The following is a 20157-nucleotide window of genomic DNA, read 5'->3' as shown; positions in this document are numbered from 1 at the left end:
TTTTACAAGTCGTATTTTTCGCGTACAAGGTGCCCAATACCCATCCGATCCAAAATGGTCATTGGGCACATAAAGGTCACTCGTACTACACCTGGCAACCGGCTTATTTCGATCGAGCCGGCGATGGTTGCACGGTTCAATATTTCTTCGTATGGAAGCCCCGTTGTCCTCGCCGCACGTTGAAGGCCTATTTCCGTGGCCTCATTCAAGTGCTCGCCCGAAGCAACAAACGTTATTGGTGCACTTTCTTCGATGTAGTCCTGGCCCCAATGCGCCGCAAGAGTCTTGACGCACTCTTTCTGCTGTTTGGACATTGGCCTTGCCATTTCCGGCAAATCTTCAAGATTCTGCAGAAGAATCGGACCCTCAATTGTGAGGTTCTTAATCACCTCTACCGTCAGCTCGGTCTGGCCAGAGACGTCAGTTGCATGACCGGCAATCTCACCATTACCCTGCTGGGCATGCATATCTCCCATATATATGCCTGCGCCTTTTACCTTTACCGGACAGATAAGTATTGCGCCCTCTCGAACAGAGTTCGTATCCATATGCCCGTCGGTTTTCGCGTCATCCAGTTCAGCTTTGGTCACCCCGTATTGGTGCGGGGCGCCCACCAGGAATTTCCCGAAATCAGCACAATTGTGTGAATCAGGCAAATCTCTTGAAGGGGTTGTGCCGATGTTGCCGAGAAACGGCTTCATGTGTGCGGGAACGCCCGGCATATCCGCTCGGGCAAGCGCGAGAATTGAATGCTGTGCGGACAGCTCCGGTAAGTTCGACATTTCACCAGCTGTCCCGGCCAACTTATCCGCAATTTTCTGACTCACCGTAAGGCTGACTTTATTTTTTTCGTCAAGAACGATCACATAACCATTTTTGAATCGGAAAGCGCTAACCTCAGAACCACAGACATCGCACCGGATTGCGTCGCCCCCAATTCCTTCAACATGGCTCGCCGGATGTTCTGTCCCGCATTCAGAACAGTACTTCGCCACGAAGGGGTCGCCGTGGTAACGCCCTTCCACAAACTCCATGACACCGGAGGATGTTGCAAAGGATGTGACCTTCATTTTGGTGATCTTAAGGGCCACGGCATCGCCGACTTCGGCCCCTTCTACCGCCACCGGCAAGGTAACCTCATGGCCTCCCTGAAATGCCGGAGTTATCATCGGTCCCCAGCAACCGGGAGGCGTACCTGTAGTAATTTTTCCGCCATCCCGGACAGGTCCCAACATCTCTCGGCTAGGACCAATTATTCCGCCGGAATATTCGTTCACGGATATATGATCCAAAGGTTCAGAAATAACTGATGAATGCGCTTTCGTTGTATCGCTCATATGCAACGCTCCATGACCTACGTTTGCTTTCGCTACAACGTCTATGCTCGGCCTTTTCGGCGATACGAGCCACTAGGGCGAACTAATAAATCGCCTAATGGTTAACACCTACTCGATGGAGGTTGGCAACGTCTCTTTATGGTTTCTTGACTGGGGTCGGTCGAATTTCTGTATATCTAAACGAATAATCGATCACTAAAATTAAACGACGCTTTATTTTTTAAAAAATCCGACGGAAATCGGCATTAAAATACCAGGCACAAGAGGATGGGAGCTTAAGATCCAAAAGGGGAAGTAATATTTCAAAAAAGGAGGCAATTAATTATATCAAGAATTACAAAATATAGCTCAAGCTATACCATTAAAACATAAAATAAATTTAAATCAGGTAGGCTATGGGATTATTTATTTTTTTCTGCATCCCTCAAAATGGGCAACACGAAGCTAGCCTTAGTTCCCCTGACACCATCCTGCCGATCTCCAATTTTCAATGTTCCGCGATGTGATTTCACGATCTTTCGGCACAACGACAGGCCTAACCCAAGCCCCCCTTCCTTCGTTGTATAAAAAGACTTATCAAAGTGGTCTTCCTTAAGGTATTCAGGCACCCCGCCCCCTTGATCGAGCACTGAGATTTCAACGGCAGCATCAGTCAAACAACATACGGAAATTGAAAGCACTTTTTCGGAATTTTCATTATCAGACATTGAATCCAAGGAGTTAGCAACTAGGTTTGATATAACCTGCTGAATTAGAATAACATCACAAAACACTTTGACATCGCAAATGATATCGATGTTACATCTTGCAAGCGAATTCTGGATTTGCACTTTGATTATTTCGTATGCACTTTCCACAACTTCACGTACCGATACAGAACGGGGGCTTTGTTGTCGATTTTTGGTGAAGTTACGAACTACGGCAACGACTTTTCCAGCGCGCTCCAGCTCCTTTTGAGCCATCTCCATGCCCCACAGTACATCTTTCCGGGAATACTCTTCTCGATTTAATCGATTTCTGCATCCCGCAAAATAGTTGACGGCGGCGCACAGTGGCTGATTTAACTCGTGGGCGATAGCAGCGGAAACCTCTCCCGCCAAAGAAAGTCTTGCCAGGTGATTGAGGTCCTGATCTCTCTGTCGGTATTCCTCTTCTCTTTTCAATCGATCTGTTACATCCCTGAAATTTATTATTACGTAATTAAAATTCTTACTTCCAAGGAAGTTTTTATAATTTGCCTCATGATTTCTCCACCCCCCATTAACATGCCTAAGCCTGAAAGAAATCGTTCCACTAAAAAACGATTTATCGCTATTTTCTATCATAGCCCTCAGGACATTTTTTAGTCCCGGAGTATCCGACGGATGAATAAAATCGAAAATCAGCCTTCCCTTAATTAAAGAGGCCGGCCTTCCTGTAATAGATTTTACAGACTCACTAACGAACTCAACTATTCCATCCGAATTAATCAGAGCAATCCCATCCGATGAGACGCTCAGCAGCCTTTTGAAATATTTATTTTTAGCCCTTAATTGCTGTTCCGCCTCTTTCCTATCCGATATATCTCGGGCCATGGCTAAAACGAGGCCGCTTGTCTTCCCACCAAGGCGTTTAAGGTTACACTCTACCGGACGAAATGTTCCATCCGGCCTGACAATTTCCCACTCAAACGTCAGAAGAGTATTTTCAAAATAGGCCTTGCGAATAACCTCAACCGCTTTTTCATGGTTATAACTTTCGTTACCCCGAGCCAAGTCTCCAACTTTACAGCCGATTAAATTATCTCTACCGCACCCATAGAGCTGGCAAGCCATTTTGTTTACTTCTATAACATCGCCGGTCTCTGCGCAATGGATTATCATCGCATCATTTGCGTATTCGAATATTTCCCTATATTCAAACACTTTAGAATTAAGAGCCCCACCCGCCATAACCACCTCTATATAAGCTCGCAATAAACCTTGGTCAATTCAGCGATAGACCTCAATCCCAGCTTTTTCCTTATATTTGCCCGGTGCACTTCGACAGTTTTATAACTAATGCTTAACTTTCTGGCGATCTCTTTACTTGAGAGCCCGTCAGTGACCCGCCTTAGGATTTCACGCTCACGATCAGATAGTTTTGAGATTTTCTCTGTTGCCTCCAATGTGGTTTCTGACAACTCGCGCTTAGCGAGGCTTTTCCGAATTGCCTGATTGATCTTGTCGACTAAGACCTGGTCGTTGATTGGCTTTTGAAGAAAATCATCCGCGCCATCTTTTATGGCCGATACAGCCTGAGGAATATCACCGTGACCCGACAGAAAAATAATTGGTAGGTTAAAATTTAGAGCCTTCAACTCCTTCTGGAGCTCGAACCCCCCCATCACAGGCATTCTTATATCCAGGATGACACAGCCAACACTGGAGACACCATTAGCCCTGAAGTCATCCAGAAAGTCTTGACCATTCCTATAGACCGAAACCTCGTACCCCAGAGGTTCTATTAACCATTTCAATGAGTTGGCAACCGATTCATCATCGTCCACCACATACACGACGTATGTCATATCTCCCCCAAACCTGCTAGCCAAGGATCAGCGCCAACCAAACGACAGGCGACCTAAAACATCCCTGATGCAAGCAATCCAATTATTGTAATTCTTGGGAACAACCTTAAAGCTGACCGTTCAACTATACTGCGTCATTCGACTGGAAGTCGACGATCGCACCACCCGGAATCGGCCTCAGGGGTTCTCAAGGCCGATTCGGGTAGTCAACGGGCTCAGAACAACGTTAGCCTCACACCCACTCGGGCAATCGATTGACTTTCGTCTCCCGATGCAGCAGAAACCGCCGCGATCCTTGCATTCGTTTCATCATCACCATCAGTATCTTGATAGACAACGGTCCCATATAGATCAACATGTTGCGATGCATGGTAGAGCAACGTCGCACCGATCTGGTGCGCCTTTCGGTTCAACAACGCGTCATTACCGTCCATCAACTGATAGTTGAGATAGCCTGAAAGCTTATCGCCAAGCGAGACAAAACTACCTAGGGCGTAGACGTCGATCTCCCCCCCCAAGGTCCGGTTTTCAGTTTTGGTGTACATGAAGTCCAACGTGTGAGCCCCAATATCGTAGGCAAGTCCCGCCCCAATATTCGCTATATCGCTACCCAGGCCAAGAAAATTATTACTCCTTGTGTACGCAGCAGCGAATTTCACCGGCCCAGCACCGTAGTTTACTCCGGAGCTAAAGGTCTCCGAATCAGTCCGGTCGCCGCCCTCGCCGGCATAGTCCACACCATCGCCACCATAGAGCACGCCTGCGCTAAAACCATTGATCTCCGGCGTTGTATACTTCAATGAGTCCTCGACCCGAAAGGCGCCACTTACTCGGTTGAAGTCAAGATGAAGAACTGTTGGTACGCCTGGAGGGTAGCCCCCCGGAATTAAGAGGTTATCAAATGGGCCTTGTTGCATTTGATGCAGGCTAACCATCGGGAGATTTCGCCCCCACCTTTTCTGGGCCAGCGATTCGAACATGAATTCATATTGCTTTCCCGCAGTAATAGTCCCGTAGGGAGCCTGGACACCTAACCACGCTTCCCGACTGAACAAACCGTCACCAATGGTCTTGCCATCCTCCAGGCCAAACTGGTTTTGCAACTTGAAGACGACCCCATAATTTTCTCCGTACATGTAGCTCCCGCCAATTCCGATCAAGTTCGGAGACTGCATTCCGGACTGAAAATCAGTTTCAGAGTCGCCTGCGATATCATCAGCATAGGTGTATCCGCCATCAATAATAATTAGCCCATTTAATGTTAAATTTTCGCTGCTGTAGCTTAGATACGGCTCTGCTGAAGCACCAGTGGTAATAAAAAAAGAGATAAAACAGATAATTTTTCTCACAATACACTCCAAATTATTATTTTGCTGATACCAAGTTAATTTCACGCCGACCTTTCATCAACCAACACAGCGACGGATACAAAATAAAAGTCACGACCACCGAGGTGACAAATTCAATCTGGATAAAATCCTGAAGAACGTGACGGGAAACCACGTAAGAGACAAATACAGTAATGACGCCAGGCCAATGGTAATCTGACCGAACCACTTTCTCAGAACGCCATCTAGATACGAGATAAAAATCCGATATTATTATCGTAGAAATACAAGTCGTAAGAACGCCCAGGGTAGTAATGAAGCTGCTAAACCAGTCCAATATAGAAATATAGATCATTAGACATGCAAGGATATTGGCGAACACAACAAAAACCACTCGCCCTGGCCTCCAGTCAAAGATAACGTCAAATATGTTAGTCAGGGAGAGCGAAGAACTATATGTATTTAAAACCTGGGCTTTGCCTTGAGCAAGGAAAAGCAATATAGCACCTACGGTACCACCGAACACAATAAACGCAGCCGCCACGCTGTGCGGAGAATTTAGCACATTGTTTTGCGCTTCTTCGGGACTCATGCCTTGGGCGACATAGTAATCCACCAAGTGCGTGGTTCCGGCATACATAACTGACGCGCCAATCACCAGCATGATGACATTCATGAACAGGTTTCCCAGCCCTGCTGCTATACCAATGTCTCTTGTGCTTTTTGAATACCGCCCAAGATCTGCATCAATTAACGCTAAGGCACCCGCCGCACCAATCATTACGTTAAAACAGAAGACATATTTCCCTACATCCGATTCTGCCCCGAGGGCAGCTAATGCTTCTGGCGGCAGTTGCGCACCAAAATTAAACACATCAACCCATGACTGCCCGGAACTTTGGATAACCTCTACCATGAGGTAGAGAAGAATTGCTATAAATGCGAGCAGAGTTATAGATGCAAAAGCGGTTACCTGCTTAAACCCATAAGCAGTAAGCAATATCCAGGAAACAGTGAGAACAGAGTAAAAACCAAACCTCAGACTCTCCGAATCGGGCTGATTAGACCAAAAAAGGAATCCTTTATATAAAAGCACATTTTCTAGGGCTATAAATCCAATAATCATAAACCCGAATACTAACGCTACGATTGTGGACCCTTTCCTCCCAAAACCATGGTATCGAGCAAGGACGGAGCTCGAAAGACCGGTTTTATAGGCAACATTTCCAACAGCCCACCCCAGCAAACCGCCTATAATTGCAACGCCTACCCCGGATATCACACCAATCCAGAACCCCGCAACAAAAGTGGCTAAGGCCCCAACAAATAGCTGAACCAGAGTAGTTACAATTCCAGTTGTTCCCCAAGTTAGCTTTATCCAGCTTTGCCTTTCAGAATCAGGAACTGATTCCAGCGCATGATCGTCAGTATTATTCGTTATATTGCTCATTTTACCCCTCATTTTTTTGATGGTTGTTTAGGAGTTCTCAGCAATATTCGTTGCAAATGCTAATTTTGAGCAATTGGGGTGTTGATTTAACTGGTAAGTGCTACTACTTAAGCCCGTCAGCGCAGAAAAACACTCAATTGAAGGCTCCGAAAACAGGCATCAAGGAAGGAATGCACCCACGCAAAGCTCGGATGGTGTGAAGCCAGTTTTAAAAAAAATTCAACCCACCGCCATTCTCGAACCAAAACATTTCGAACGCCCAAGGACTTAAGCCGGAGAGTGAATATCGTATTTTGGGGAGGCAAACTGACAGCTAACTGATCAAGCCCAGGGCTATCCATAGCGCTGCATGACTGCACTTGACCAAATCAGAGAGGACCATCGTTAATTCGGGCGATAGGCGCATCGGCCAGCGCCTGAACTCCCCAACCATATCGATGGCGAGTCATAACATATCTAAACCCTAAAGATCTTCTACACCCAAAGACCTTACCGCTGAAGTTGATTCACGAGCCGAAAGCCCGACACACAAAACTGCGGCCACCATGGCAGTTACACCAGCGAACAGGAACAGATCACCAAACCCTTGAAGGTATACTGAAGCAGCCGATACCGGCACCTGTGCGACAACCTCACCACCCTGACCGGCAAATACCCGCTGGAACGCCTCGTTAAGCGCCAGACATTCGACCGGGCTAGACGCACAGACACTTTCCTGCAATCGGCTTTTTATACCGACCGCCATAACCGTCGAAAGACCGGTAAAGCCAACCAGCAGGCCAAAAAAACGAGCGGTAGTACTAATTCCAGACCCCATTCCTTGCTTCGCTAAAGGCAGAGACCCAAGGATTGCCTTTTGGGTTTCGCCATTAATAAGCCCTCCCCCCATGCCCAGGATCGCCATGCCGATGCAGCTCCAGGCAAAATTTCCGGATGTTGCGGCGAATGAAAGCCAGACATTGCCCGCACCGATAACAAGCAGGCCGGCTCCCAGCAACCACGATGAATCCCAGCGCCCGGAGAGCCTTCGCGCCAGGGATGGCAACAAAAACATCGCTACCGAGAACGGCAGCAGTGCAATACCGGTCCACAAGAAAGAAATGCCCATACCTTTTTGAAGGTAAAGCGGCAACAACGCCGCCATAACCTGGGCCGTACCGGCATACCCGAGCATCGCAATAACAGCCCCAACGAAGCGACTAGAACGAAACAAGTTCAGGTCGAGCATTGGCCGCTCTTTACCGAGTTCGACTCTGACGTACACCGCAATCCCCAAACACCCCACCGTAGCTGCTGCCACGGTTTGCAGATGCCCCCAGCCGTTTTGGGAGCCGCTGATCAGAGCCCAGGTCCAGGCCAGCATGGTCAAACAGAATACCGCAGCACCCGACCAGTCGAAGGCTCCCCCATGCTCGCCCCTGCTCTCGGCAATTACTTTGGGCACGGCGACTAACAACGCACCGCTGATTGCGACCACACTCAGAAACGCCCAGCGCCAACCAAGCAGGTCACCAACAAAGCTACTGATCAGGGGTGCCATCACCATCGTGAGCCCCATCAAACTTCCCCAAGTCGCCCAGGCCTTTACCGACTCCTCCGGGTTACGAAAGGTATGCCCAATGATTGCCAGTGCCGGTGCGAGCAAAAACGCGGCCCCAACGCCCTGTACTGCGCGAGCGGCAATCAGCACGCCCATGGACGGCGCCGCACTGCAAGCCAGGGCGGAAAGCCCGAAAAGGTAGAGGCCAATGAGAAAAATTCGCCGACGACCGAACCGGTCTGACAGGGCTCCCGACGCCATCAACAACGAGGCAAAGCTCAGAAGGAAGCTGCTCTGTAACCACGTCGTCTGCGCGAAGTCTGCACCGAGGTCCGCAGCCAAGCTAGGCATAACGACCCCAACCAGATTGGTATCGAAGATGGTCAGCGCGCACCCCAAGGAGGCGGTAAGCAGCACAAGCGGTCGGTTATTCATGGCCGCCAGCCTCCTGCGACTGGCCACCTCGAACTCGCCTTCGATAAAGGGGCTCGGGTGTAGCCACTGATCGCGCATACACCATGTCGCACCCGTCAAAGCCTTTAAGGGCATCAACCACACATTTGTCGGAACGCACCGCAAAGGAGGTAAATCCGCAGTGGCGCATCAATACCAACTGGTCCCGCAGCACATCACCGATGGCTCTTAGGTCCCCCTTAAATCCATACCGGGTGCGCAGCAGATTAGCCTGACTATAGGCCCGCCCATCCCGGAAGCTTGGGAATTGCAATGCGATGATTGGAATCCGCCCTATAGCCGCCCTAAGCTCCGCAGGGTCGTCATCTGGACCGAGCACCACACCATGATTTGATGCGCCACCCGCTTCACCGCCGCAAAGGGCCGCCTTCCAGCGCTCCAGAGTGACAATCACGGACTCGCCCGTGGAGCTGCCCTTCTCGCCGTCATCCAATCGCCAAGGATCATCCGCGAGACACTCGGCAACTCCGTCAACCAACCCAATAACATTGTTCATTGCGCGACCTCCTGATCAACCCCTGACTTTCGATACACCTCCTCTTTGAACGGACCAACACCCAAGCGGCGGACCACATCCACGAAGGGCTCGTCTGCCTCGCGGTAGCGCAGATAGACCTGGAGCAGACGGTCAATCGCCTCAGGCACTTCGTCGACCTTGAAAGCAGGGCCAATCACCCTCCCCAGCGCGCTGTCCTTGCCCTGAGCACCACCGATCGTGATCTGGAAGAATTCCTCGCCATTCTTGCTGACGCCGAGAATCCCGATATTGCCGATATGGTGATGCCCACAGGCGTTCATGCAGCCGGAGATATTGAGACTCAGCGGCCCCAGGTCGTGGAGGAAATCGAGGTTTTCGAAGCGCTGCTGTATATCCCGAGCGACTGGTAGCGAGCGGGTATTGGCAAGGGAACAGTAATCACCACCAGGGCAGGCGATCACGTCCGTCAGCAGGCCGATATTGGGCGTAGCCAGATGGTGATTCTGGAGGGCTATCCAGAGGGCGTACAAGTCGCGTTTCCGGACATCAGGAAAAACTAGGTTTTGCTCGTGGGCAACACGAACCTCACCAAAGCCGTACTTATCTGCCAACTCTGCCACCGCACGCATCTGGTCACCGGTGACATCGCCCGGTGGCGCAGAGGCGCCAGGCTTGGTAGACAGCACCACGGAGACATAACCAGGAACTTTATGAGGTTGGGTATTGTTTCGGACCCAGGTTGAAAAGCCTGAATCTCGCGCCAACCACGCGCCAAAATCCAGATCTACCGGATCGACGTTCTCGTAATGAGGGGCCGAAAAATCCTGTGCAACACGGAAGTATTCCTCTTTTGTGAGCTCGGCTGCACCGTCACGGATCTGCTCCCATTCCCGCTCAACTTCTTCAGAGAAGGCGTCAACACCGAGCGAGCGCACCAGGATTTTGATTCTCGCCTTGTATTTGTTGTCCCGACGGCCGTAGCGGTTATACACCCGGAGTATGGCTTCGACGTAAGTCAGAAGGTGTTGCCAGGGCAACGCCTCACGAACTGTTTCGTTGAGAATTGGCGTTCGCCCGAGGCCTCCGCCGACCATTACGCGAAGCAGCATTTCACCCGATTTACCGGGATAGAGATAGAGACCAATATCATGGGAACGCACGGCCGCACGATCGGATTCCGATGACGAAATGGCGATTTTGAATTTGCGAGGCAAAAACAGGAATTCCGGATTGACGGTTGACCACTGCCGCATGATTTCTGCCAGAGGCCGAGGATCGATCAACTCATCTGCCGCAACCCCGGAAAACGCTTCGGTAGTGATATTGCGAACGCAGTTGCCTGAGGTCTGGATGGCATGCATATCGTTGTCGGCAAGCAACTGCAGGATATCCGGCACCTGCTCTAGCTCAATCCAGTTGAACTGGATGTTCTGCCGAGTGGTGAAATGACCGTAGCCCCGGTCATATTGATCGGCAATGAACGCCAAGGTCCGCAGCTGGTCTGAAGACAGCGTGCCATATGGGATGGCCACGCGAAGCATGTAGGCGTGCCGCTGCAAATAAACGCCATTCTGCAGGCGTAACGGAAGGAACTCTTCTTCGCTCAACCGCCCGTTGAGACGACGAGACACCTGATCCCTGAACTGATGAACCCGCGCCTGCACCAGAGCGCGATCGTAGCTGTCGTAGTTATACACGTGGATTTGCTCCCTGACGTAACAGATCAGGTAGCAAGGCTAACGAAGCCACTCATCAAGGGGCAGGTCCAATAATTTAATTTTTTATAGGTACAGAGCTCAAATTTTACGCATTGAGCAACAGCCCCGGCAGTCGCCCCAGTGCTTCCTTTCGGGACGCATTCCAAGGATGCGCAAAGCTGATACGCAGGCAATTCGCGAACTGGCCAGACACGGAGAACAAGGGGCCGGGCGTAATTATCACACCATTTTCCAGGCCTCTCATGTACGAAGACAACGTGTCGACATGGCCCGGCAATTCCACCCATACGGACAGCCCGCCCTGAGGGATACTGGTTCGGACCTCTTCAGGCCAGGTGTGTAGCGAAGCGATCAACTTGTCCCTGTTGGTCCTGAGCTCATGACGCTGGCGACGAAGGTGTGATGAGAAACTACCATCGGCCATATATTCCGACACCCCCTGTTGAAGGTAGTTACTGCTGGCCAATTGGGTAACGAGCTTCAGGTGCAAAATTCTATCGTGCCAGCGTGCGCCGGAGATCCAGCCCAGCCGTAAGTCTCGGGACAGACACTTGGAAAACGAACTGCACAGAATTACCCGATCATCTACATCCAGGGCCTTCAGTGGGTCTGGCGATCTGCCCAGCGCAGTGTCAGCGTAAATATCATCTTCGATGACCGCCAGATCATGCCGCTCAGCCAACGCCAGCAGTCGTTTCTTGTAAGCCTCCGGCATCAGCGCTCCGCCAGGTGTCGCAAATGAAGGCGATACAATACATGCTCTTACCTTCCAACGCTCAAGCACTTCCTCAAGTGCATCCATGTCCATTCCGGTATCCATGGATGTCGGAACCTCAACCACTCGCAAGCCCAACTGCTCTAGCAATTGCAATACGCCATAGAAACCAGGCGCCTCAACAGCGACAACGTCGCCCCGCTCGCAGGACGCCATCAACGCCAGGAACAGGGCGTGCTGACAACCGGAGGTAATGCAGAGCTGCTCCGGCGAGACAGCCCAACCCCGCTTGGCATGATGCAATGCCAGCTGCTCCCGCAACCCAACAAACCCGGCTGGCTTATCGTAATACTGATAATCCTCCCCTTTTTGTCGTCGGAGCGCGCGCCCTATGGAACGATTCAGCGCAACTATTGCGGGCGGCAGATCACCGCTATGCAAGTCCGGCAGCAAGTCAAATGCGGCGCTACGACCCATGATATCGAGCAATAGATCGCTGACACTGACCGGACGGGGAGCTTCAATACGGGCGCGACTAACGGGCTTCTTCACACCATCCGGCTGCAGGGAGACAAAGTATCCCGCTTTCGGGCGGGCCTCAATCAGGCCCTGCGCCTCAAGCCTTTGCAACGCATGTTGCACCGTCGCCTTAGACAGTTTCTGTTCGCTACAAAGCGAGCGGATTGAGGGCAAGCGGTCGCCCAGCTTCCAACGCTGATCAAGAATGCCCTGCAACAACCAACCTTCAAGTTGCTGGTAGAGGTACTCGCCACCCATTTACGCCCCGCAATCTGTCCCCATTGATTTTATTTTTTTTACACCTGATCTCATCGAGAACGCAAGCGTATTCTCGCTCCAGACAGATCAATCGACTAACGGCAGAGATGGATACCCGCCTTTAAAGGAGTCCACAGATGCAGGACCTCGCTCTACTTCTCGCACGCATACAGTTCGGGTTCACGATTTCGTTCCACATCGTGTTCCCGGCCATCACCATCGGGCTGGCCAGCTACCTGGCTGTATTGGAAGGCTGCTGGCTACGCACCCGCAACCCGGTATTCAAGAATCTGTACACGTTCTGGAGCCGTATTTTCGCCCTCAACTTTGGCATGGGGGTGGTATCAGGCATTGTGATGGCCTATCAATTCGGCACCAACTGGAGCGAATTTTCCCGTGTGGCCGGCAGTGTCACAGGCCCCCTCCTTACTTACGAGGTGCTTACCGCATTCTTCCTCGAAGCCGGCTTTCTCGGGGTAATGTTGTTCGGGTGGAGGCGCGTTGGGGACCAACTCCACTTCATGGCCACTCTGATGGTCGCCATCGGCACCCTCATTTCCGCCACCTGGATTCTGGCCTCAAACTCCTGGATGCAGACCCCCGCAGGCTACGAAATCGTTGATGGGGTAGTAGTGCCCACAAACTGGCTGGAGATCATATTCAACCCGTCATTCCCCTACCGGTTGGTGCACATGGTGCTGGCCGCCTTTTTGAGCACCGCACTGATGGTTGCAGCCAGTGCCGCCTGGCACCTGCTAAAAGGCCGGGACGACGAGATTTTCCGAACCATGATGAAAATGGCGCTGGGAATGCTGACGGTTACCACACCACTGCAAATACTGGCCGGCGACCTTCACGGGTTGAATACCCTCGAACACCAACCCGCCAAAGTGGCCGCCATGGAAGGCCATTGGCGCAACGGTAACGAAGGTGAAGGGGTACCCCTAATCCTCTTCGGCTGGCCGGACAGTGAGACAGAAACAAACCATCTCGCCCTGGAAATCCCACGATTGGGCAGCCTCATTCTCACCCATAGCTGGGACGGCACATTCCAGGGGCTAACTGAGTTCCCCGCAGACGAGCGCCCGAATGTAGCCGCGGTTTTCTGGAGCTTCAGGGTCATGGTTGGGCTTGGCTTGCTGATGTTCGCACTCGGCCTCTGGGGGCTGTGGTCCTGGCACAGGAGGCAACTATTTACCAATAAACGGTTCTTGCGCTTCGCTCTATTGATGGGGCCCTCCGGCCTGATCGCCCTACTCGCTGGCTGGTTTACAACTGAATTGGGAAGGCAACCCTGGATAATTCACGGCGTCATGAAAACCGCCGATGCCGCGAGCCCTCATGAAGCCACCGAACTCGGGCTATCGCTCGCTGTGTTCATCATCGTGTACTTCATCATTTTCGGCGCTGGCATTCGGTATATGTTGCGCCTGATCAAGCAAGGCCCAGACGGGACTTCTGAGACCACGCTATCGACCGCTCACCCCATCCCACCAATCCGCCAGCAATAGAATTCCGAGGAGACTGATATGGGCGTTGATACCGCACTGATTTGGGCCGTGATCATACTTATTGGCACGATGCTGTATGTAATTGCAGACGGCTTTGACCTGGGGGTTGGTCTGCTATTCCCCTCCGTGCCGAACGAACAACATCGCGATAGGATGATGGCCAGTGTCGCTCCGATCTGGGACGGCAATGAGACCTGGCTGGTACTCGGCGGCGCTGGCCTTATGGCGGCATTCCCCCTTGCCTATTCGGTGGTACTAAGCGCCTTGTATATCCCGATACTTCTGATGCTGGTTGGCTTGATACTCCGCGGCGTAGCGTTCGAAGCACGGGCAAAGGCCCGGGACCGCAGCCGCCACCGCTGGGATAACGCCTTCTTTGGCGGCTCACTACTCGCAACCCTGTTCCAGGGAATCATTCTTGGCGCATACCTGTCAGGTATTGAAGTTGAGGAGGGGCGTTACAGCGGGGGGCCCTGGGATTGGATAAGTCCGTTTTCCCTGTTCTGCGGGATATCGCTGACCACCGCTTATGGCCTGCTGGGTTGCACATGGCTGATCCTGAAGACTGACGGCCCTCTCCAGGACAAAATGCGCGCGCTGGCCGGCCCACTTTCCTGGCTCTTGATGGCCGCCATGCTGACAGTGTCCATCTGGACACCGCTGACCCACCCCGCCATTGCTGAGCGCTGGTTCAGCCTGCCAAATCTCTATTGGCTGGCGCCGCTGCCAATATTGTCAGGCGTCACCTGGCTCATCCTGCTTCGCTCACTGCCAAAGAGTGAGAGCTCGCCCTTCATTATGGCACTGACGATGATGGGACTTGGGTTTCTCGGACTCGGCATCAGCTTATGGCCAAACGTCATTCCACCGTCGATCGATATCTGGGCGGCGTCGTCTCCAGCTTCAAGCCAGGGATTTGCGCTGGTTGGGGCACTGCTGATTATTCCGGTCATACTGACCTACACAGCCTGGTCGTATTACGTTTTCCGGGGGAAAGTAAACTTAGAAGACGGGTATCACTGAACAATGAAAGGACAAGCATTCAGAAGGTTAGCCTGGCTGGCCGCTATCTGGGCCGCAAGCGTAAGTGCCACTTATTTAGTACTTGCTGTGTTAAAAGCGGCCATGCAAATGCTCTGACCATTGAGCACTGAGACGACCCCGAGAGAGATACCAACCCTCAAGATCCGTACCGGCGGCCGGAACAACGCCTTCCGCCGGTCAGGGCCACTTCAGAATTTCCAGAATGGCGTACGAAGCCTTGCTTCAACCACCTCCGGAGAAAATCCAACATCCAGAAGCAAGCGCGGTTCAGTACTCTCTACGAGGCGTACAAAGCTGCGCTTCATACGCCACCCTTTAAGCCAGGTAGCAGCGGTTTTCATGGTTTCACCTAATCAATTTTGAGGCAGGCAACATGCCCGCACTCCGGTCAATCATTAGGGAGATATTCTACGCCTCCCCTTCCCTTGAAACCGATGCTTAGAAACCACTACACCCCTGCCAACACCCCGCAACCCTCCCTTCTTCACACCACCTCCGGAAGCAGGAAGCCAATGCCAATCCGCCACTTGACCTTAAAGGCGGATTTAAGCTTACGATGACCTCTGCACCTATCCATTGCACCCCGGAGCAACACTCATGCAAACCATACTTGGCGCAAGCGGCCAGATTGGGCACGAACTGGCAATCAGTCTGAAAAACGGCTTCACCAGCGACATCCGCCTGGTGAGCCGCCGCCCGCAAAAGGTCAATGACACCGACCAATTGCTCAGCGCAGACCTGTTGGGCGCCGAGCAAACACGGAAGGCCGTTGAGGGATCGGACATCGTTTACCTGACTGCCGGGCTCCCGATGAACACCCAGTTATGGGTGGAACAGTGGCCGGTTATCATGCGCAATGTGATCGATGCCTGCGCCGCTCACCAGGCCAAACTGGTGTACTTCGACAACACCTACATGTACCCACAGACCGACACACCACAAACCGAAGACGCACCGTTTCAGCCGAACGGCAGAAAGGGGCAGGTGCGCGCAGCCATTGCTACGGAACTGTTGGATGCCATGAATTCGGGAAAGATTCAGGCGATGATCTGCCGGGCTCCGGAGTTCTACGGACCCGGAAAGACCCAAAGCATCACCAACACAACGGTGATCGACAACCTGCTCGCGGGCAAACCGGCAAAGGTCTTTTTGCGCGACGACACCCTGCGGAGCCTTATCTACACGCCAGACGCCAGTCGTGCCATGGCCCTGCTCGGCAATACACCGGACGCCTACGGCCAGACCTGGCACCTACCCTGCGATGACAATCGACTGACTTGCCAGCAGTTTGTAGACCTGGCCGCACGCACATTCAATCAGAAGCCAAGCCATACCGTGCTCAGGCAATGGCAATTAACGCTGGCGGGGGTATTCAACCGTACCGTTCGGGATGCTGCAGAGTTGCTGCCCCGCTATAAGTCAGACAACCTGTTTGTCTCTGACAAGTTTAAAACGCGGTTCCCGGAGTTCAGAGTGACCACGTTTGAAGAAGGGCTCAAGACGATTCGGGATGAGCAGCTATCACTCTGAGCGCCGCCCCAAACCGACGCCCCGGCTTGACTGTGAGCGGCGATTGGCTGGCGTTGTGCCATACCACCGCTTGTAGGCGTTAATGAAGGCTGTGGGCCCGGAATACCCGAGGCGCTCAGCAACCCGTTCCACCGACAACCTCGGGCCAGCGAGGTATTCGTCGGCAAGCGCCTGACGAACTTCATCGCGAAGCTCGGCGAAGGTGGTGTTTTCCTGCTGCAGCTTTCGCCGTAGGGTTCTGGGGATGGTGTTCATTGCCAGCGCAACGTCGTCCATGCCCGGCATTTCCGAGGCCCGGGCGGCAAGGTATTGGCGAACCTGCGCTGACAGCCCACCTCGCTTGAGGCGCTGATTCAGCAGGTACTCGCATTGTTGCTCTGCCGACCGCAACGCCTGCTCACTGGCTTGCGGCATAATTTCTGAAAGCATCGACCGACTGAGGGTCAAGGTGGTCACAGGGGCGTCAAATTCCGGAAGCACCCGGTAGAACTCCCGGTACACATCTTTGGATTCCGGCTCGGGAAAGGAGAAACACAGAGACTTGAGGGGCGAAATTTTATTGTAGACATCCCGTTGCAACGTGATCAGGCAAGAGCTGTCGCGCTCGATGATGAACTGCCGCAGCCCTGGGGCCAGTTCCGAGGCATCGAAATCAATACAGGTCAGCTCACCTTGCTCCCGGATCGAGAGCTGACAGAACGCGAATGTTAGCTGCACGTACCTGAGCCCGACATCAAGGGCCGCGCCGAACGTGGGACTGCTGACAAGGGCAAATCCCAGCGCCCCAAAGGTATTAAAGTGGTACCGCTGACCGGCAATCACCCCCAGTGCGGGCACATGCCCCAGCCTCTCGACCAGGTTACTGATCAACCGCAGCTCCTGGCGGGCTTCCACAACAAGGTCCGGCACATACAACTGGTCAACCGAAACCCCTGTCCCTTCAAGCACCTGAGACTCCGCCACCCCATACTCAACCGCCAGCTCGGCCAACAGGCGCATGCTGTCCACAGTACGGTAAAAGTCCCACAACGGCATAAACACCCTCCCGCCTCGCTCGGAATTTGTCCCTTTTTATTGATATTTTGTCCCAGCAAATGATCGTGTGGCAAGAACCCTGCTCTTACACTGGCCTTAACTGATAAAAACAAAGCATCGTTAAGGCACAAGCATGAACAGAAAACACAGCGCAGACACCGGGGAAAACCCACTTCACATCGCCATCATCGGGACCGGTTTCGGTGGACTGGGCATGGCCATCCAGCTTAAAAACGCCGGGATCGACTCGTTTACAATTCTTGAAAAAGCATCCAGCGTCGGAGGCACCTGGCGCGACAACACCTACCCCGGCGCCGCCTGCGATGTTCAATCGCATCTGTATTCCTTTTCGTTCGAGCCCAAGAGCGACTGGAGCCGCAAGTTTGGCTTGCAACCGGAAATTCGCTCGTACATGGAAAGCTGCGTCACCAAATACAAACTCAGGGATCACATCCGCTTCAATCAGGAAGTCGAATCCGTCGTATTTGACAAAGACGCAGGCCTCTGGATCCTAACCACCAAAAACGGCGACACCCTCAGGGCCCGCACCGTCGTGTCCGCCACCGGCCAGCTTAACCAGCCAGCCTACCCCAACATCGAAGGTATCGACCGTTTCAAGGGAAAGGTTTTCCATTCCGCACGCTGGGACCATGAATGCGACCTGGAGGGCAAGCGAGTTGCCGTGGTCGGCACCGGCGCCAGCGCCATCCAGTTTGTTCCGCAAATCGTGGGTAAGGTGAGCGAACTCAAACTCTTCCAGCGCTCAGCCGCCTGGGTTATCCCAAAACCGGACCGCCCCTTCACCGGCTTTGAGCAATGGCTGTTCGATGCAATGCCGCTGGTGGATCGAATCTATCGCGCAAGCATCTACTGGAAGAATGAGAGCCGCGCCCTGGCCTTCACCCGCTTCGGATTCCTGTTGAATGCGTTCAAATGGCAAGCCAAACGTGTCGCCCGCAAGAACATAAAAGACCCGATCAAACGCCAAAAAATCATCCCCGACTACCCGGTTGGCTGTAAGCGGCTCCTGCTTTCGAATGACTGGTACGACGCCATCAATCAGGACCACCTTGATGTTGTCACCAACGGCATCGAACGGATTGAGGAGGATGCCATCATCACCGAAGATGGCACCAGGCATGAAGTCGACATCATCATTTATGGCACCGGCTTCAAAGCAACCGATTTCCTTGCCCCCATGAACGTTACCGGCCTGAACGGACTGAACCTGAATGACGCCTGGCGAGATGGTGCCGAAGCGTATAAAGGAATCAGCGTCTCCGGCTTCCCTAACCTGTTCATCTTGTATGGACCCAACACCAACCTTGGGCACAGCTCCATTGTGTTCATGCTTGAGTCCCAAATCCGCTACATCACTCAGTGCGTAAAGCTGCTCCTCGACCCGAGCCTGCACTATATGGACGTCAAGGAATCACCCCAGAGCAACTATGCCAACGAGATCCAGCAAAAACTGAAGAAGACCGTCTGGGCGTCAGGTTGCACATCCTGGTATCAGACAGCATCCGGCAAGAACACCAACAACTGGCCAGGCTATACCTTCAACTACCGTTTTCTGACTGGAACCCTGGACCTGCAAGACTACGACCTGCAACCAGCACCGAACGGAAGCGGGGAATAGGCCATGCGTCGACTACTTTCTGCAACTGTCCGACTTTTCCTTAAACCGGCACTGTCACCCGGCGTCCCGATTGGCGTTCAACGGGCCTGGGGTGGCACCATCGGACTCACGTTAATGGGTCCCAAGGGTACTAAATACCAGCCAGACCGCAAAGCCAATGTGCCGACAATGGCAATCACGCCACTATCACAGGAGCAAGGTCGCGGAGTCCTGTTTATTCACGGAGGGGCTTTTGTAATTGGCGGCTACAGCAGCCACAGAAAGCTGGCTGCCGCCGTCGGCGAAGCGGCAGGCGCCCAGGTCTGGTTACCGGATTACCGACTGGCGCCGGAGCACCCACACCCGGCTGCACTCGAAGACGTGCTGACGATCTATAGCACTTTGCTGGACGAAGGCCAGGATCCTGGCAAGCTGAGCATTGTCGGGGACTCCGCCGGAGGCGGCCTCGCCCTGACCCTGTTGATGGCCATCCGCGACGCCGATCTACCCCTGCCCGCCTCGCTGGTGCTGATATCGCCCTGGGTTGACCTCACCCTCAGCGGCCGCACAATGACATCCCACGCAAAACGAGACCCCATGATCTCCCAGGACTGGCTTCGCTGGGCCGCGGACAGCTACTCGCGCTTGAGTTCTCCTCAAAACCCCGAGTGCTCCCCGCTTCTCGGTGACCTAACGGGCCTGCCCCCGACTCTGATCCAGGTCGGGACCGAAGAGGTCTTGCTTTCTGATGCCCAGAGCCTGTACCAACGAATGATGAAAACGGGCTTGAACTGCACACTGAACGAATACGAAGGCCTTTGGCACGTATTCCAACTGCATTACCGGGTTCTTGAAAAGGCCACCAACGCCGTCCACGACATAGGCAAATTCATCAAACAGCAGACTGCTCCCGAGCCATCTCACACCAACCAGTCCACCTGAATGCGGAGGCGTAGCCTGGGCATTCCGGGCTGCGCCGCAAAACTATTGTCCGCTTGATAAAAGGCACTCCTGGAACAGAGCTGCAGAATAGGGCTTACTAACAACCCCGTCC

Annotated in this window: 16 protein-coding genes; 6 read left to right on the top strand and 10 right to left on the bottom strand. The window is 52.9% G+C overall.

What is annotated here, in order from left to right; genetic code table 11:
- Positions 1-2: 2 nt before the first annotated feature.
- From BMZ67_RS09830 to BMZ67_RS09790, 9 genes are all read right to left on the bottom strand, one after another.
- Positions 3-1337, bottom strand: a complete 1335-nt coding sequence (locus BMZ67_RS09830; RefSeq protein WP_092022035.1) for an acetamidase/formamidase family protein — start codon at positions 1335-1337, stop codon at positions 3-5.
- Positions 1338-1738: 401 nt separating this feature from the next.
- On the bottom strand, positions 1739-3268 hold the full coding sequence (locus tag BMZ67_RS09825) for a PAS domain-containing sensor histidine kinase (RefSeq protein WP_092022033.1): 1530 nt from the start codon (positions 3266-3268) through the stop codon (positions 1739-1741).
- An 8-nt stretch (positions 3269-3276) separates the two neighbouring features.
- Positions 3277-3885, bottom strand: coding sequence for a response regulator transcription factor (locus BMZ67_RS09820; protein ID WP_092022031.1), 609 nt, complete (start codon positions 3883-3885; stop codon positions 3277-3279).
- A gap of 215 nt (positions 3886-4100) precedes the next feature.
- A complete protein-coding gene (locus BMZ67_RS09815; RefSeq protein ID WP_175481883.1) occupies positions 4101-5234 on the bottom strand; it encodes a porin in 1134 nt (377 codons plus the stop codon).
- Positions 5235-5250: 16 nt separating this feature from the next.
- Positions 5251-6663, bottom strand: a complete 1413-nt coding sequence (locus tag BMZ67_RS09810; protein ID WP_217642479.1) for a purine-cytosine permease family protein — start codon at positions 6661-6663, stop codon at positions 5251-5253.
- Between the two features lie 463 nt (positions 6664-7126).
- Positions 7127-8638 (bottom strand): MFS transporter, encoded by a 1512-nt coding sequence (locus BMZ67_RS09805; RefSeq protein ID WP_175481882.1) that lies wholly within the window; start codon positions 8636-8638, stop codon positions 7127-7129.
- Positions 8631-9173: a DUF934 domain-containing protein gene (locus BMZ67_RS09800; RefSeq protein WP_092022024.1), complete on the bottom strand. Its 543-nt coding sequence runs from the start codon at positions 9171-9173 to the stop codon at positions 8631-8633. Before BMZ67_RS09800 ends, BMZ67_RS09805 begins: the two co-directional genes overlap by 8 nt.
- Complete coding sequence (locus tag BMZ67_RS09795) at positions 9170-10852, bottom strand: nitrite/sulfite reductase (RefSeq protein ID WP_092022022.1); 1683 nt, start codon at positions 10850-10852, stop codon at positions 9170-9172. Before BMZ67_RS09795 ends, BMZ67_RS09800 begins: the two co-directional genes overlap by 4 nt.
- A 106-nt stretch (positions 10853-10958) precedes the next feature.
- Positions 10959-12365: an aminotransferase-like domain-containing protein gene (locus BMZ67_RS09790; RefSeq protein WP_092022020.1), complete on the bottom strand. Its 1407-nt coding sequence runs from the start codon at positions 12363-12365 to the stop codon at positions 10959-10961.
- 137 nt (positions 12366-12502) lie between these two features.
- Here BMZ67_RS09790 and BMZ67_RS09785 point away from each other — a divergent pair, with 137 nt between their 5' ends.
- The 4 genes from BMZ67_RS09785 (at position 12503) to BMZ67_RS09775 (ending at position 16450) form a co-directional block, all read left to right on the top strand.
- Positions 12503-13876: a cytochrome ubiquinol oxidase subunit I gene (locus BMZ67_RS09785; protein ID WP_092022018.1), complete on the top strand. Its 1374-nt coding sequence runs from the start codon at positions 12503-12505 to the stop codon at positions 13874-13876.
- An 18-nt stretch (positions 13877-13894) separates the two neighbouring features.
- Positions 13895-14899: a cytochrome d ubiquinol oxidase subunit II gene (gene cydB, locus BMZ67_RS09780; RefSeq protein ID WP_092022016.1), complete on the top strand. Its 1005-nt coding sequence runs from the start codon at positions 13895-13897 to the stop codon at positions 14897-14899.
- A gap of 3 nt (positions 14900-14902) precedes the next feature.
- Positions 14903-15016, top strand: a complete 114-nt coding sequence (locus BMZ67_RS18835; protein ID WP_139214356.1) for a DUF2474 family protein — start codon at positions 14903-14905, stop codon at positions 15014-15016.
- A gap of 501 nt (positions 15017-15517) precedes the next feature.
- Positions 15518-16450 (top strand): NAD-dependent epimerase/dehydratase family protein, encoded by a 933-nt coding sequence (locus BMZ67_RS09775; RefSeq protein ID WP_092022014.1) that lies wholly within the window; start codon positions 15518-15520, stop codon positions 16448-16450.
- On the opposite strand, the gene BMZ67_RS09770 is transcribed toward BMZ67_RS09775, so the two are convergent.
- The gene (locus tag BMZ67_RS09770) at positions 16442-17485 is read right to left on the bottom strand and encodes an AraC family transcriptional regulator (protein ID WP_092022012.1); all 1044 of its coding nucleotides are present in this window, start codon (positions 17483-17485) and stop codon (positions 16442-16444) included. The two genes, BMZ67_RS09775 and BMZ67_RS09770, sit on opposite strands and share 9 nt — an antisense overlap.
- Positions 17486-17618: 133 nt before the next feature.
- On the opposite strand from BMZ67_RS09770, the gene BMZ67_RS09765 reads away from it, so the two are divergent.
- Positions 17619-19124 carry a flavin-containing monooxygenase gene (locus BMZ67_RS09765; protein ID WP_092022010.1) on the top strand — a complete coding sequence of 502 codons (1506 nt, stop codon included), beginning with the start codon at positions 17619-17621 and terminating at the stop codon, positions 19122-19124.
- A 3-nt stretch (positions 19125-19127) separates the two neighbouring features.
- The gene (locus BMZ67_RS09760) at positions 19128-20045 is read left to right on the top strand and encodes an alpha/beta hydrolase (RefSeq protein ID WP_092022008.1); all 918 of its coding nucleotides are present in this window, start codon (positions 19128-19130) and stop codon (positions 20043-20045) included.
- Positions 20046-20157 lie beyond the last annotated feature (112 nt).

The organism is Marinobacter zhejiangensis (genome assembly GCF_900114775.1).
In the GTDB taxonomy this organism is placed as follows: Bacteria; Pseudomonadota; Gammaproteobacteria; order Pseudomonadales; family Oleiphilaceae; genus Marinobacter; species Marinobacter zhejiangensis.
Note: the sequence above shows the minus strand (reverse complement) of the source record. Positions and strands in the feature narration are given on the sequence as shown.

What these genes read in the sequence shown, in the direction of transcription:
- BMZ67_RS09830 (WP_092022035.1), bottom strand. Translation starts at nt 1,337, where the DNA reads ATGAGCGATACAACGAAAGCGCATTCATCAGTTATTTCTGAACCTTTG.
- BMZ67_RS09825 (WP_092022033.1), bottom strand. Translation starts at nt 3,268, where the DNA reads ATGGCGGGTGGGGCTCTTAATTCTAAAGTGTTTGAATATAGGGAAATA.
- BMZ67_RS09820 (WP_092022031.1), bottom strand. Translation starts at nt 3,885, where the DNA reads ATGACATACGTCGTGTATGTGGTGGACGATGATGAATCGGTTGCCAAC.
- BMZ67_RS09810 (WP_217642479.1), bottom strand. Translation starts at nt 6,663, where the DNA reads ATGAGCAATATAACGAATAATACTGACGATCATGCGCTGGAATCAGTT.
- BMZ67_RS09805 (WP_175481882.1), bottom strand. Translation starts at nt 8,638, where the DNA reads ATGAATAACCGACCGCTTGTGCTGCTTACCGCCTCCTTGGGGTGCGCG.
- BMZ67_RS09800 (WP_092022024.1), bottom strand. Translation starts at nt 9,173, where the DNA reads ATGAACAATGTTATTGGGTTGGTTGACGGAGTTGCCGAGTGTCTCGCG.
- BMZ67_RS09790 (WP_092022020.1), bottom strand. Translation starts at nt 12,365, where the DNA reads ATGGGTGGCGAGTACCTCTACCAGCAACTTGAAGGTTGGTTGTTGCAG.
- BMZ67_RS09785 (WP_092022018.1), top strand. Translation starts at nt 12,503, where the DNA reads ATGCAGGACCTCGCTCTACTTCTCGCACGCATACAGTTCGGGTTCACG.
- cydB (WP_092022016.1), top strand. Translation starts at nt 13,895, where the DNA reads ATGGGCGTTGATACCGCACTGATTTGGGCCGTGATCATACTTATTGGC.
- BMZ67_RS18835 (WP_139214356.1), top strand. Translation starts at nt 14,903, where the DNA reads ATGAAAGGACAAGCATTCAGAAGGTTAGCCTGGCTGGCCGCTATCTGG.
- BMZ67_RS09775 (WP_092022014.1), top strand. Translation starts at nt 15,518, where the DNA reads ATGCAAACCATACTTGGCGCAAGCGGCCAGATTGGGCACGAACTGGCA.
- BMZ67_RS09770 (WP_092022012.1), bottom strand. Translation starts at nt 17,485, where the DNA reads ATGCCGTTGTGGGACTTTTACCGTACTGTGGACAGCATGCGCCTGTTG.
- BMZ67_RS09765 (WP_092022010.1), top strand. Translation starts at nt 17,619, where the DNA reads ATGAACAGAAAACACAGCGCAGACACCGGGGAAAACCCACTTCACATC.
- BMZ67_RS09760 (WP_092022008.1), top strand. Translation starts at nt 19,128, where the DNA reads ATGCGTCGACTACTTTCTGCAACTGTCCGACTTTTCCTTAAACCGGCA.